We start from the raw sequence: 14,288 nt of genomic DNA on the forward strand, positions 1-14,288 counted from the left end.
AAAGTGGAGAAAAGCCATTCAGCTCTCCTACTTTATTTCCTCCTTAGGTAAGATGGTTTTTGCTAATTCACGATCTAAATCCTCGAATTGATAGTAGGAAATCGTTTCATATAATTCGCTTCTTGTTTGCATATCCTCAACTGCTTCTTGTTGTGTTCCAGTATTTTTTATTAATTCAAATACACGCTCGTATGCTTTCGCTGCAACTCTCATAGACGTAACAGGATAAATGACCATCGAGTAGCCCATTTTTTCAAATTCCTTAGCGGTATAATAAGGAGTTTGACCGAATTCAGTCATATTGGCTAATAAGGGTGCATCTAACTCATTGGCAAATTGTTTAAACTCCTTGTCAGTTTGTAATGCCTCTGGAAAAATAGCATCTGCCCCAGCAGCAACATATGCTTTGGCTCTTAGAATAGCCTGCTCTAAGCCTTCAACAGACCTTGCATCCGTGCGAGCAATAATTACTAATGTAGGGGCTATTTGTTTAATCGTTTTTATTTTTTGTATCATTTCCTCTATTGAAATAAGAGTTTTGCCATTTAAATGTCCACATTTTTTAGGAAGATTTTGGTCCTCTAGCTGTGCGGCAGCAACCCCTGCCTCTACCATTTCACAAGCAGTACGGGCAACATTTAATACACCACCAAAGCCCGTATCAATATCCACTAGCATAGGTAAATTAGTAGCCCGAATAATATCACTAGCACGCTGAGCGATTTCATTTGAATAAATCATTCCTAAGTCTGGTAGGCCTCTACTCGCTGTATAAGCGGCACCCGAAAGATACAATGCCTCAAAGCCAACTTTTTTAGCCATTAAACCAGCCATTGCATCATGTGCTCCTGGTATTTGCAAAATAGATGAACGAGCAATAAGAGCTTTAAATTGTTCAGCTAATTGTTTTTGTGTCTTCGCTTCTTGGACAATCCACGCCATTGTTAAAAACCTCCTTTTTGTTGCGTTCGGAATCCTTCTAAATTAAATAAATAAATTAATAAATTCATGGACAGCAATTTGTTCAAGCAGCTCTTTATTTGCACAAACCTCATTTATTGTATGGAGTTGTTTTTGAGAATAATGCGTACGAATGTTTTGCTGGAATTTATTAATGATCTGTGGAAATGCTTCCTCACGACGGAAACGATGTCCTAAAGGATATTCACACTCAATTAGCTCGGATGATGTACCATCTTTGTAATAAACTTGAACAGCATTCGCAATGGATCGTTTATCAGGGTCTAAATAATCGATTGTATATTGTCTTTTTTCCACGACAACCATTTTATGTCGCAAGTCATCAATGCGTGGGTCTACAGCCACCTCATCTTCGTAGTGATCTGCTGTAATGTCACCATAAATAAGACCAATAGCTGTAATGTATTGAAGGCAGTGATCACGATCAGCAGGATTGTGAAGTGGCCCTTCTTTATCGATAATTCGTATGGCTGATTCATGCGTCGTAATGTCAATGCGGTCAATTTCAGCTAGGCGATTCTTTACTTCAGGATGTAAATGAACAGCACATTCTGCAGCCGTTTGAGCATGAAATTCTGCAGGGTAAGACACTTTAAAGAGGACATTTTCCATAACATAAGATGCAAGTGGTCTCGCAAGCTTTAATTCTTCCTTATTAAAGAGCACATCTTGGAATCCCCAGCCTGGTGCAGACAATGCAGTTGCATAGCCCATTTCCCCCTTCACAGCCATCATTGCTAGTTGTACGGCCCTGCTTGTAGCATCGCCAGCAGCCCATGATTTTCTAGAGCCTGTATTAGGAGCATGTCGATAGGTTCTTAAACTTGAATTATCAATCCAAGCATTTGATAAGGCATTGACAATTTCTTGATGAGTGCCACCTAAAGCCTTTGTTACTACAGCTGTTGTCGCTATTTTGACAAATAAGACGTGATCTAAGCCAACACGATTTAAGCTATTTTCGAGTGCAAGTATTCCTTGTATTTCATGAGCTTGAATCATCATTTCTAAAACGTCTTTTATTTGGAGAGGCTCTTGCCCTTCTGCAACACGTACACGACTCAAATAATCGGCTACAGCTAAAATGCCACCTAGATTATCAGAAGGATGCCCCCATTCTGCCGCCAACCATGTATCGTTATAATCCAACCAACGGATCATACAACCGATATTAAAGGCACCTTTTACTGGATCAAGGACATAGGATGTTCCTGGAATACGAGTACCATTTGGAACGACTGTACCTGGTACTACAGGACCTAGAAGTTTTGTACATTCAGGATATTGTAAAGCTAAAATGCCACAACCTAACGTATCCAATAAAACATATCGAGCCGTTTCGTAAGCTTCTTCGCTCGTAATCTTTGTGTTTAATACATAATCCGCAATATCAATAAGAAGCTGGTCTGTCATCGTTTTTTCATTCGTTTTAATCATCTATATCTTCCTTTCAAGGTATGCATTTGATATACTAGTATGCTGATGGGCATTGGTCAGAATGTCCATCAGCTCTGTGGCGAGTTGTTAAAACTTGATTATACCGACAATTCTTCAAGGTTATGACGCTCGCCTATATAATGAACACGAGGTCTAAATAATCGATTATTGTCATGTTGTTCGATCACATGTGCACATAAACCGATCGTTCGAGAGCCAAAGAAAATAGGCGTATATAATTCAATTGGTAGGCCCAGCATGTAATACACTGGCGCAGCGTAATAATCTAAATTTGGATACAAGCCTTTTTCCTCCACCATCACTTTTTCACCAGCTTCACACATGTGATATAAGCGGTCATCACCTTGCTCCAAGCATAATTTATACAAAGCTTCTTTCATGATCTGCGCTCTTGGGTCCATTTTTTTCATATAGACCCGATGGCCAAAGCCCATTATTTTATCTTTATTTTTGAGCTTGTTTTTCAGCATCGCTTCAAAGCCTTCCACAGTCTTAGCTTCAAGCAGCATATACATGACTGCCTCGTTCGCCCCACCATGCAAATTTCCTTTCAATGATGCGACAGCACCAGTTAGAGCACCATACAGATCGGATTGTGTGGAGGCAATAACACGAGCAGCAAAAGTCGAATTCGGCATTTCATGTTCACTATATAAAACAAGTGATTGGTCAAAAATTTCTTCTTCTAATGGTGTTGGTTTTCTTCCAGTAATCATGTAATAAAAATTAGCACTATATGAAAGCTCACTATCCGGTTCTACTACCTCTTGACCATTTAATACACGGTAGCTATTTGCAACGATATTGGGCATTCCACCTAAAAGTCGATATGCTCGTGTTACATTCCTTTCAGTCGATCGATCATTGATGTGCTGATCATACCCTGCTAACGCTGAAATTCCAGTTCTAAGGCCGTCCATAGCATGTGTCCCATTTGGTAATAAGTTAAAAATTTGAACAAGCTCTTGTGGAACGTGATAGTTTTCTTTCAATTTATCCCGTAAGTCAGCTTGTTGCTCCGTAGTTGGTAGGTTTCCGTGCAATAATAAATGGACAATATCTAAATAGGAATATCGCTGAGATAGTTCAATCAAATCGTAGCCCCGTATAACAATTTGGCTTTCTACTACGTCTAAGAAAGACAGTTTTGTTTCCGCAGCAATAACTCCATCAAGACCTGGTGAATACGTTAACTCCATGGATTACAACCCCTTTGTTTAATCATTCTTGTAAGCGTTACCATTCAAACTCGAAAGAACAACAAAAAAACAACTTCTACCCCTTTAGAAGTTGTTAATCTACAAAAGTATGACAGAACAAAAAACAGTGAACTTACATCCATTCACACTCATCATACAGTAGCTAACACCTCCCTATCCTCGTAGGTCAATTGATGCTTATTTAGCGGCAGGTCTCCTGACTTATCATCAACATTCCTATAACACCTTCCCGTTTTGAAGAACAAAACAGTGGTCTCGTTATGGAACTCCTACATACAGTTGCGGGACAGTGTTGGACTCACACCAACTTCCCTTTTAATCAAATGGAATCAAATCCATTTGAACCACCAAAATTTAGCATATTCAATTTGTCTTTTTACCTTAACATAGAGGTTTCCAAACAATCAATATAGGTAAAATTCAGAAAAGACTGATTATAAAAAGCTATTTTTCATTTTTGACGAACTATTCTGCATATTTAAGCATTATTTCGCTCAAAAAAAGATTGTTAATCAATCCCAATGGAGCTATATTTATGAAGTCTGCTTTAAAAAAGCGATTTGTTTTGCATTACGATGAAACGAGGAGTGACGGGATGGGCTATATAACAGAATTAAGAAAGCTTATCGGTAATAGACCGATTATAAACGTTGGTTCGACAGTTCTTGTTGTTAAATGATGATAAGAAAATACTCTTTCAACATCGTTCAGATACATTGGATTGGGGATTACCTGGCGGCTCAATGGAAATAAACGAAACATTAGAGCAGGTTGCTGCGCGTGAACTTTATGAGGAAACTGGACTCGTGGCTAAAGAGTTTGAGTTTATCGGTGTTTTTACAGGACCTGATTATTACTACTGTTATCCGAATGGCGATGAAATCTATACAGTCATTCACCTTTATAGAGCTAAACATGTAAGGGGTGTATTGGAAATGAAAGATGGTGAGAGCTTAAGCCTCACCTATTTCAGTAAGGAAGAACTTCCGAATAATATGGAACAGAGGACGGTCGCTCTCTTAAACAACCTAGAGGGTAAAATATGGGGGTTCGAAAGCTCCTTTACGAAGCTTTCCAAATAACAATGTAAGAATTTTAATAAGGATTTTATTCGCAAAGGTATTTCAGATACTAGTATTCTTGTGAATTCTTTCGCGAGGGTGAGTGGGTAAAATCGCGTTGCATAGCTCAAGTGATGCGGAATGCTTAAATGGTTTACCTTTCATACTTTCCTCTACTAGCTGACCATTTTGCATGACAAGGATGCGATCTGAAATAAAGCGTGTAGCCTGTAGGTCATGAGAGATGAAAATGTAGGCAAGTTGCAAATCCTTTTGTAGTGTCTGTAGTAATTGAATGATATGTTTTTGCAAAATCATATCTAAACTACTAATGGCTTCATCTAAAACTATTAATTTTGGATGTAAGGCAAGCGCTCTTGCAATGTTAACACGCTGTTGTTGTCCCCCACTTAGCTGGGAAGGATACTTTTCAGCAATAGATTTTTCTAACTCTACATGATCAAGTAATTCCTTTACCTTATAATGTCTCTCAGCTGAGCTATAATGCTCGAAATTTAGGTATGGTTCCTCTAAAATTTGAAAAATGTTGTGCTTTGGATTTAATGAATGATAGCTATTTTGAAAGACTGCTTGTAAATCTCTCCGTATCATTTTTTTCTGTTGGCTAGTGGCATCATAAAGATTAACCCCTTGAAATAGAAGCTCACCGGCTGTTGGCCTTTCCATCCCTAATATAATTCGGCCCAATGTGCTTTTTCCTGAGCCACTTTGTCCAACAATCCCTAAGCATTCCCCCTCCTGAAGTGAAAATGATACTTTCTGTAATACAGGAGTTTCCTGTCTTCGCTTGAATATGAACGGTCTATGTGCATAGTTCTTCTCAATATTTCTCACTTCTAGTAGCTTCAATCTTTTCACCTCTAAAACATAATTCGGGATTGTAATAGTTTCTTTGTATAAGGATGCTGAGGGGCATCAAAAAAATCATAGACATTCGCTTGTTCAATTACTTTCCCCTTATACATCACGGCTACATCATCAGCAAGTTCAGCGATAACGCCTAAATCATGTGTCACAAGAAGGATGGCTGCCTGTGTTTCCAGGCGAATACGATCAAATAATGTCAAAACCTGCTTTTGATTGACTGTATCAAGAGCTGTCGTTGGCTCATCAGCTATGTATACCGAGGCTTGAATTGCCAGTGACAAAGCAATCATCACACGCTGTAGCATTCCCCCACTTAATTGGAATGGATAATAGTGTAAAAGGCGCTCAGGATTAGGTAAATTAACTTTTGACATGCTTTCAATAGCAATTTGTCTTATTTCATTTTTAGTTATAGCAAAATGAGCTTTTAATGATTCACGAAAATGACTTTCAATGGTTTGAACACGGTCAAAGGCAGTCGAAGGATTTTGCATAATAATAGAAAGATGTCTACCACGATAAGCTCTCATTTGAGCAGCAGTTACCTTCAATAAATCTTGTTGATGGTAGAAAATTTGCCCTTTGGTGATCTGCGCCCTAGTCGGCAAGGCTTGCATAATAGCTTGGCAAAGCATCGTTTTCCCACTACCGCTTTCCCCAATAATTCCTAATACTCGGCCTTGATAGGCTGTTAAATGAATGGAGGATAAAATATTCTGTTCTCCAATTTTGACCGATAAGTCTTTCACTTCTAAAACTTTCTTCATAACTACCCCTTTACTGATTAGGCTTCTTCAAACTACTTGCTAAAACATTACATACTAGGACAACAAGGACGATAGCAAGCCCAGGATATAGCATTAATTCAGGATGTTGGCGGATATATTGCTTCCCTTCATTTACCATCATTCCCCATTCAGGAGTGGGAGCTTGCACACCAAGCCCAATAAAGGAAAAGCCCGCAATCTCTAAAATGACCTTCCCCATATCTAATGCCACAATCGTTACAATCGGTGGCCAAACATGAGGGAGATAGTGTCGAATAATTAATTTTGCACCTGTAGTACCACTGATTCTTGCCGCTAGAATAAAGTCTTTTTCATTCATGCCAATAAATAAACTTCGGATTAGCCTCGAATAATAAATAAGCTGTGTCAAACTAAGTGCAATTAACACATTTTTCAAGCTAGGACCTAATACACCTAAAAGCCCAAATGCTAGTACAAGTGTTGGAAAAGCTAATAAAATATCGCATATCCGAATAAATAGCGCATCTATTATACCTCTTTTTAAGGAGACTAATGCGCCGAATAGTATCGCTACTAGAATAGCAACTATTTGTATGACGAGCGCCGCACCTAAAGAATACCGAATCCCTAAAAGCAATCGTGAGCAGACACATCTTCCTAAATGGTCTGTTCCTAATGGATAGTCCCATGAGGGTGCTAAAAATTTCTTAGAAATATCGACTGCTAAGGGGTCATGAGGCATAATGAGTGGGGCTAACAGTCCTAGTAAACCAATGATCATTAGTAAGGTGAGACTAATATATCTTCTCATATGTATACGTCCTAAGTTCACTTTACTCTCTCCTATCCTTCATCATCAGATGAGGATCCAATAAACGATGCAATACATCTGTGCCTAAATTGGCGAGCACATAGATGACAGCAATCACCAACACATAGCATTGTACAACGGGGTAATCACGATTCGTTATGGATTCTATTAAATATCGACCAAGCCCCGGCCAACTAAATACTTGCTCGACTATGACAGCACCACCTAGCAAATTTCCGAGTGTCATCCCAAACAAAGTTGATATTGGTATGGCAGCATTCCTCCCCACGTGTCGGATGAGTATGACCGATTTTTTCAAACCTCTAAGCTGTGCATATTTTACATATGGCTGCTCGTATTCTTCGATTATGGCAGAGCGGATAAACTGTGAGAACAATCCGATTGTAGGTAAAGCTAAGGTGAAGGCTGGTAAAACAATATGTGCTACCGAACCTTTTCCATTCGTCGGAAAAATGCCAAGTTTTAAGCTAAAAAGATAGAGTAGGATAAACCCTAACCAAAATGTTGGGATGGATACACTTAGTACTGTAAATAATCGAATGATTTTATCGATAAAGGAATGCTTATATAATGCGCTCACAACCCCTAATGGAATACTAAAAGTTAAAATTAGGATAAATGCTACTATAGCTAATTCAATGGTAGCGGGTAGCTTAGCAAATAGCTCATGAGCCACGGGTAATTTACTAACAAAAGATGTCCCAAAGTCTAGCTGTAAAACGCCTTTTACCCATAGCAGATACTGCATGATAAAAGGCTTGTCTGTCCCTAATTCTTCTCGTAAAGCTTGTATAGCCTCTGGTGTTGGGGCAATTCTTGAGAGTCGAAGGATGACCTCTGCCGGTTCTACTGGTACGAAACGAATAAACACAAAGGTCAGAATAGATACGCCTACTAATACAAATGGAAGTGTGAGAATTCTTTTTACACAAAACATCCAAGTCGATTCGTACATGTCGTCACTTCCTATTTCATCCGATGATAAAAAGAGAGTTGTCCTGTTTCGACACACTCTCTCTTTCATACTTAGTTTTCTTTATCCATTTGTGCATATGGAATGTCATATTCAGAAGCACGTGGTGCAAAATCCTTCATATATGGTTGATAAATAACATTATTCGTTTCATGCGATATTGGATAGAATAATGCTTGATCGTGGAACATTGTTAAAATATCCGTATATAGCTGCACACGTTCCTCTTCATCTTTACCAACTAGTAGTTGATGTATGTTTGTATCAATCTCTTGAGCATTTGGTAAGCCTAATTTTGCTTCATATACACCACTAGCATTTGGTGTAGCTGATTCATTTGCAAAGCTATGTGGATCAGTCGGCGGTCCATTTGTACGCCAGAAGTTAATATCAACCTGATCATCCATTAATTTTTGCAGACCGACCATAACATCTGCGCCTTCAATATTTAACTGTACCCCTATTTTTGCTAGCTCGCCTTGCATTAACTCCGCCATAGGTTTTTGAATGGCATCAGTAGCAATATAGATTAAATCTAATGTAAGGGGTTGGCCATTTTTCGAACGAATTTTTTCACCCTTCTGTAGCGTCCAGCCCGCTTCATCTAGCAATCTCTGCGCTTTTTCAGGATTATATATAATGGGCGCCAAATCAATATTGGCATAAGGAATTGCATCCCAGAATAGCGTGTTTGCCACTTTTTCTGTACCATGTGTAATACTGTCTATCATTTGTTCTTTATTGATAGCATATTGAATAGCTTGTCGAACCTTTAGCTCAGCTAACGGCCCAGACTGTGTATTGAACAGTAATGCTTTCGTAGACAACGGCTCAGATGTAGCGGTTTTATATTTGCCACTATCTCTTAAATACGTATAGTTATCTAAGCTAATAATCCCTCGACCATAAATGACATCTAATTCTTCATTTTCAAAGGCTAACGAAAGAGATTCCGAATCTGGAATGATCTTAACCTTTATCTTATCTACGAGTGGTTTTTCACCCCAATACTGTTCGTTACGGCTAAATACTGCATATTCATCTTTTTTATAGTCGGTTAATACCCATGGACCTGTGCCAATAGCTGATTGGATGGAATCATTTGTTGCATCGCCGTCTGGGAAGCCATTATCCCCTAAAAAACGGAATGGTCTAACAAAGGCTAATTCGTTTAACACAGGGTAATACGGTTCATCTAATTGCAAACGTATTGTTGAATCATCTACTTTGACGACCTCTTTAATATGATTGACCATACCCATCCAAGAATGCATGTCACGATTCGCTAATACTGCATCAAAATTGCGAATCACATTATCAGCATTAAAGGCAGTCCCATCCGAGTAGGTAACATCCTTGCGTAAATGGAACGTATAGGCAGTTTTATCCTCTGAGATGTCCCAACTTTCTGCTAGCTTTGGCGTAATTGTGCCATCATCGTTATACGCCACTAAAGATTCATAAACCATGGCTTGAGCAGTCATCTGATTTGGTAAATATGTATGTGGATTTAATGGCCCTACATCTAATGGCCATCCAATCGTAATCATTTTTTCATCTGTTTGTTCTGTTGATGCTGAATTTCCTTTGTCCTTTTCTGAGCTAGTACAACCTGCAAGAAAGCTCAAGGTCAAAACAAGCAGGAAAGGCAGTAAATACTTTGTCCATCTCATTTTTTGTCTCCTATCTCTATTCCCTGTTCATATCTACAAATTGAATAGAAAAAGGCATAAAAAAACCTTATTCCACAAGAATAAGGACAGATAAACCTACAAATACGTAAGCTTCCATCCATCTCCCTATCTTTCGTAGATCATCAATGAATCTTCTTACAAGCAGGCATTCTGGCTTATGAATCATCATTTTGCTTCACCTTCCCAAGATAGAACTTAGTGGTAATCGAAACAAAACTCCTCATTTACAGCTGCGGGACAGCATGGGATTTACACCCATTTTCCTTTTAATTGAATGAAAAATACTTTCATTCAAACTTGTAATGCAATATTTGAAATTAGTAATAAACATAACATGCTGAAATGTTCACGTCAATTTTATTTTCTGAATATAATAAAACCTCCATACAAAAAGACCAGGTAGATACCCTGATCTTTGCTTTTATTACATCGTTTTCGTTATCTTGATATAGATTCCTTCACTTCCTGACGCAATATTTTAGTAGCGCCTACCATATTAGCTAAAGCCGCGATTGTTTCTGGCTCTTTCCTTGTTTTTAAGCCACAGTCAGGATTAACCCAAAATTGATGTTTGTCTAGAACTTGTAAACTATCTCTCATAATGGCTAACATTTCGCCTTCACTCGGCACACGTGGGCTATGAATATCGTAAACACCTAATCCGATTCCTTTTGTATAAGGATTTACTTGGAGGGAAGAAATTAGCTCCCCATGGCTACGTGATGTTTCAATGGAAATCACATCTGCATCTAGCGCGCTAATGGGTTCTATGAAATCGTTAAATTCGCAGTAACACATATGTGTATGAATTTGTGTTTCATCCTCAACACTCGATGTAGCAAGCTTGAAGGCATTGACCGCCCAGTCTAAGTAAGTCCCCCATTCTTCTTTACGAAGAGGTAACCCTTCTCGAAGTGCTGGTTCATCCACTTGAATAATGGAGATGCCTGCCGTTTCAAGTGCTCCCACTTCCTTGCGAAGTGCTAATGCAATTTGATAAGCGACATCTTTTCGAGAAATATCATCGCGTACAAAGGACCAATTTAAAATGGTCACTGGTCCCGTCAGCATCCCTTTTACAAAGCGCTTCGTTAAGCTTTGGGCATACGCAGACTCTTTCACGGTAATGGCTGAAGACCATGCAACATCTCCATAAATAATCGGAGGCTTCACACAGCGAGAGCCATACGAAACAACCCATGCTTTTTCAGTAAAGGCAAAGCCCGTCAATTTCTCACCGAAATATTCGACCATGTCTGTCCGTTCAAATTCTCCATGAACAAGTACATCCATATCAAGATCCTCCTGCAAGTGAATCCAGCGCTTTGTTTCCAGTTCAATAAATGCTTCATAGTCTTCATTCGACAATTGCTTCTTTCGCCAAGCATTACGATTTCTTTTCACCTCATCAGATTGAGGAAAGCTGCCGATTGTCGTTGTTGGGAATAGTGGCAGTCCTAACGCCTGCTGCTGTATTTTTTGACGTTGATTAAAATCACTATGTCGCTCAAAATCCTCCGTTAATAAGGATTGAGCGGCTTGCTGGATCATTTTATTTTGACGAATCGAATGATTTTTTAGGGCTTCAATGGCCTTCATACTTGCTGAAAAATTATGACGTAGCGTTCCGTCTTGATTTTTTCTATATTTAGTGAGCTCAATAATTTCTACGATTTTTTCATCAGCAAACGCCAGTGCTTGTTTGAGAATAGGGTCCAGCTTCTTTTCAAGTGAAGTTGATATTGGTACATGCTGAAGGCTACTTGAGGGTTGAATCCACAATTCCTTCGCATCGCTAAGCTTTTCAATAGCTTGAATCGTGGCGTTAGCCTCCGCTAGGTTCGAACGCCATATATCACGACCATTAACAATACCTATAGCTAAAACTTTATCCTGAGGGAAACCAAATTGTCGAAGTGACTCCATATTCCCTTTATAGCCATGTACGAAATCTAAACCAAACCCTTGGACAGGCAATGTAATCAATGTTTCATAGGAGCATAATGCTTCAAAATATGTTTGTAGCATTAGTTTTGCTGCTGGAACGGTTGTCGCTAACTGAGTATAGATTTCCTGTACTAGCTTCCGTTCTGCTGAGTCAAGTGTCGTCACTAATGAAGGCTCTTCTAATTGAATCCACTGCGCACCTGCATCTACTAATTCTTGAATAATCTGAGCATAGAGAGGTAATAGGGCTACTAAATATTCAACCTGTGTTAATTTATTGTAGCCCTTAGTTAGCTTATAAAATGTATAGGGGCCAATAAGTGTTGGCTTCGCAATAATACCGAACGCTTCTTTTGCCTCTAAAAAGTCGGCCAATACCTTATTTTCTGTTAGTTGCAACGGTTGCCCTTCATATTCAGGAACAATGTAGTGATAGTTGGTATTAAACCATTTGGTCATTTCACTAGCTACTGCTGAAGGATTTCCTCTCGCTACACTGTAGTAGGTATGTAAATCTACCCTTCCACCTTGCCAGTTAAAGCGCTTGGGTACTAAGCCAAACATTAAGGCTGTATCCAACATTCTATCGTACAAAGTGAAATCTCCTACAGTCACCATATCGATGCCAGATTGTAGCTGCTTTTCAATCCGCGATAACCGAATACTTTTTAGGGTTGCCTGAAAATCCTCTTCCGTTCGCTCTTGACGCCAAAATGCTTCTAACGCCTTCTTCCATTCGCGGTCATCTCCGATATATGGATAGCCAATGAGTGTACTAGTATAAGTCATATTTAATCTCCCTTTCATCAATAAGTTTATGGTTACTTGCTCTTACAAATTTGTGTCATCCCATGCTAGATTCAGTGGCTCTATACGAAAACCAGTAGATTTTGCTCTGGAATACAGAATAGTAGCATGAAAAAAAGCCATTCCCCTTCTCGGAAAATGGCTGCATGGTAAAATTATTTAGACAAAAACAATACGAAAAAGTAGAATTTCCGTAAAATCTTTTATTATCGCACAGTGCCTTTTTGGTCACTATTCACCACCTATTTCCACGTAGGTATTTGGTGTGTACTAGAAATTGGCAGGTCTCCTGGCTTCTCATCAACACGCCTCACAGCCTTCCCAGTTTCCCAGTGACATTTGTGATTTGCTCCGAATTACAGTTGCGGGACAGCGTCGGATTTGCACCGACTTCCCTTTTAAGCCAGACTTTCATCTGGCACCATTTCTTACACTCTATTCAGTTATGCCCCTACTATACCATATATTTCAGAATAGTAGAAATTGTTTTTACATAAAAACTTATATATTTACTCTGTTTTTAATTGTCAACAATTTGGATCAGTGATAATGCCTTATATTAATTAAACTAATTCCACATTAATTGTACAAGCGAACTATTTATAATCTTTAATTCCAGCTTCAAAAGCCTGTCTATCTCCATTTTCAATCCCGTGCAATGCTTCTTGTAAAGCAAATGTACTTTTATAAAATTTTACTCGTTCAGATATTTCATGACCATTAGGGTATAGGGTAATACACATATCAAAAAAATCCTCACCATAGCTAGAAAGTATTCCAGCAAAGTCATACGCTGGATCTCCTAAACCCGAACCACCAAAGTCTATTATCCCAGAAATCATACTTGTTTCTGGATCCCACAAAATGTTAGATGCTCCGAAATCTCCGTGTATAAGTGTTATATCTAAATTGGAGAATGCCTTCCCATTTAAAAACGTTTCAAAAGATTGTGAGATTTCCTGTTGAGCGTCTTTTCTCATAGAAGGAAATAATTTATTTTGAATCTTATTATACAAGTTATACATCTCTTCATGAGGATTACGAACCTTTAGTTTCAAATCTCGAATTGCTTTTTCTCCTGATATAGAATGAAGTTCTACAAGAAAAGTAACAAGTTGCTTTGCCAACCCTTTAACTAAATCAACACGCTTCACACCTATTAAACTTTCCTTCCACAAAGGAACACCATCTATTAGATGATAACCGGTGAAGACCTTACCTGGTTCTAACTCTTCAAAAGATTGATAAATTGGATTCGGAATAGGAGTTGAAATGGTACCTTTAATGTATGTTAAAATTTCCGTCTCTCTTTTTAATTGATTGATTCCAATTTTATATTTTGGAAACCTAAAAACCAAAGATTTGTTTACAATAAACACATCATTATTCTGTCCAATTTCATTAGGATAAATGTCTTCAATGGAAAGGTCCGAATAAAGCGATTGAATGTTTTCAATAAAGTTATTATTCATTAGTAATACTCCCTTTCAGTCTCTTTCTAGCTTTTTGATACGTAAACTCTTGTTGAACTTATCTGTTCCTATAGTTTAATAACAATTCTTCACAATCACAACTATACTTTAACAGAAAAATCCAAATCAATTAACAAGATGCTCCACAATCTGGCCATTGCCATGAATAAAGACGCTTTCCGTATTATGAAGTGACCCCAAAAAGT

At 38.5% G+C, this 14,288-nt stretch carries 10 protein-coding genes, 1 pseudogene and 3 riboswitches; of the genes and pseudogenes, 1 reads left to right on the forward strand and 10 read right to left on the reverse strand.

What is annotated here, in order from left to right; genetic code table 11:
* Window positions 1-27: 27 nt before the first annotated feature.
* The 3 genes from prpB to mmgD all read right to left on the reverse strand — a co-directional run bounded on the left by prpB (window position 28) and on the right by mmgD (window position 3,638).
* Complete coding sequence (gene prpB, locus PI85_RS21130) at window positions 28-942, reverse strand: methylisocitrate lyase (protein ID WP_036126027.1); 915 nt, start codon at window positions 940-942, stop codon at window positions 28-30.
* A gap of 42 nt (window positions 943-984) precedes the next feature.
* A complete protein-coding gene (locus PI85_RS21135) occupies window positions 985-2,418 on the reverse strand; it encodes a bifunctional 2-methylcitrate dehydratase/aconitate hydratase (protein WP_036126029.1) in 1,434 nt (477 codons plus the stop codon).
* A gap of 98 nt (window positions 2,419-2,516) precedes the next feature.
* Window positions 2,517-3,638 carry a citrate synthase gene (gene mmgD / locus PI85_RS21140; protein ID WP_036126031.1) on the reverse strand — a complete coding sequence of 374 codons (1,122 nt, stop codon included), beginning with the start codon at window positions 3,636-3,638 and terminating at the stop codon, window positions 2,517-2,519.
* 189 nt (window positions 3,639-3,827) lie between these two features.
* A riboswitch (cobalamin riboswitch) is annotated at window positions 3,828-4,023 on the reverse strand.
* A gap of 231 nt (window positions 4,024-4,254) precedes the next feature.
* Between mmgD and PI85_RS21145 the strand changes: the two are divergent.
* Window positions 4,255-4,741 (forward strand): annotated as a pseudogene (locus tag PI85_RS21145) (NUDIX hydrolase).
* A 42-nt stretch (window positions 4,742-4,783) separates the two neighbouring features.
* Here PI85_RS21145 and PI85_RS21150 read toward each other — a convergent pair.
* The 7 genes from PI85_RS21150 to PI85_RS21180 form a co-directional block, all read right to left on the reverse strand.
* Window positions 4,784-5,599, reverse strand: coding sequence for an ABC transporter ATP-binding protein (locus PI85_RS21150; protein ID WP_052059855.1), 816 nt, complete (start codon window positions 5,597-5,599; stop codon window positions 4,784-4,786).
* A 2-nt stretch (window positions 5,600-5,601) separates the two neighbouring features.
* Window positions 5,602-6,375 (reverse strand): ABC transporter ATP-binding protein, encoded by a 774-nt coding sequence (locus PI85_RS21155; RefSeq protein WP_036126036.1) that lies wholly within the window; start codon window positions 6,373-6,375, stop codon window positions 5,602-5,604.
* 10 nt (window positions 6,376-6,385) lie between these two features.
* On the reverse strand, window positions 6,386-7,168 hold the full coding sequence (locus PI85_RS21160; protein WP_042737521.1) for an ABC transporter permease subunit: 783 nt from the start codon (window positions 7,166-7,168) through the stop codon (window positions 6,386-6,388).
* A gap of 22 nt (window positions 7,169-7,190) precedes the next feature.
* On the reverse strand, window positions 7,191-8,144 hold the full coding sequence (gene nikB, locus PI85_RS21165; RefSeq protein ID WP_225316168.1) for a nickel ABC transporter permease: 954 nt from the start codon (window positions 8,142-8,144) through the stop codon (window positions 7,191-7,193).
* Window positions 8,145-8,215: 71 nt separating this feature from the next.
* The gene (gene nikA, locus PI85_RS21170) at window positions 8,216-9,835 is read right to left on the reverse strand and encodes a nickel ABC transporter substrate-binding protein (RefSeq protein ID WP_036126038.1); all 1,620 of its coding nucleotides are present in this window, start codon (window positions 9,833-9,835) and stop codon (window positions 8,216-8,218) included.
* 143 nt (window positions 9,836-9,978) lie between these two features.
* A riboswitch (cobalamin riboswitch) is annotated at window positions 9,979-10,172 on the reverse strand.
* Between the two features lie 122 nt (window positions 10,173-10,294).
* Window positions 10,295-12,592: a 5-methyltetrahydropteroyltriglutamate--homocysteine S-methyltransferase gene (gene metE, locus PI85_RS21175; protein ID WP_036126040.1), complete on the reverse strand. Its 2,298-nt coding sequence runs from the start codon at window positions 12,590-12,592 to the stop codon at window positions 10,295-10,297.
* A 279-nt stretch (window positions 12,593-12,871) separates the two neighbouring features.
* Window positions 12,872-13,051: riboswitch (cobalamin riboswitch) on the reverse strand.
* Between the two features lie 155 nt (window positions 13,052-13,206).
* Window positions 13,207-14,082: a phosphotransferase family protein gene (locus tag PI85_RS21180; protein WP_036126042.1), complete on the reverse strand. Its 876-nt coding sequence runs from the start codon at window positions 14,080-14,082 to the stop codon at window positions 13,207-13,209.
* Window positions 14,083-14,288 lie beyond the last annotated feature (206 nt).

It is taken from the genome of Lysinibacillus sp. A1, from assembly GCF_000801965.1.
GTDB classification, from domain to species: Bacteria; Bacillota; Bacilli; order Bacillales_A; family Planococcaceae; genus Lysinibacillus; species Lysinibacillus fusiformis.

What these genes read in the sequence shown, in the direction of transcription:
- prpB (WP_036126027.1), bottom strand. Translation starts at nt 942, where the DNA reads ATGGCGTGGATTGTCCAAGAAGCGAAGACACAAAAACAATTAGCTGAA.
- PI85_RS21135 (WP_036126029.1), bottom strand. Translation starts at nt 2,418, where the DNA reads ATGATTAAAACGAATGAAAAAACGATGACAGACCAGCTTCTTATTGAT.
- mmgD (WP_036126031.1), bottom strand. Translation starts at nt 3,638, where the DNA reads ATGGAGTTAACGTATTCACCAGGTCTTGATGGAGTTATTGCTGCGGAA.
- PI85_RS21155 (WP_036126036.1), bottom strand. Translation starts at nt 6,375, where the DNA reads ATGAAGAAAGTTTTAGAAGTGAAAGACTTATCGGTCAAAATTGGAGAA.
- PI85_RS21160 (WP_042737521.1), bottom strand. Translation starts at nt 7,168, where the DNA reads ATGAGAAGATATATTAGTCTCACCTTACTAATGATCATTGGTTTACTA.
- nikB (WP_225316168.1), bottom strand. Translation starts at nt 8,144, where the DNA reads ATGTACGAATCGACTTGGATGTTTTGTGTAAAAAGAATTCTCACACTT.
- nikA (WP_036126038.1), bottom strand. Translation starts at nt 9,835, where the DNA reads ATGAGATGGACAAAGTATTTACTGCCTTTCCTGCTTGTTTTGACCTTG.
- metE (WP_036126040.1), bottom strand. Translation starts at nt 12,592, where the DNA reads ATGACTTATACTAGTACACTCATTGGCTATCCATATATCGGAGATGAC.
- PI85_RS21180 (WP_036126042.1), bottom strand. Translation starts at nt 14,082, where the DNA reads ATGAATAATAACTTTATTGAAAACATTCAATCGCTTTATTCGGACCTT.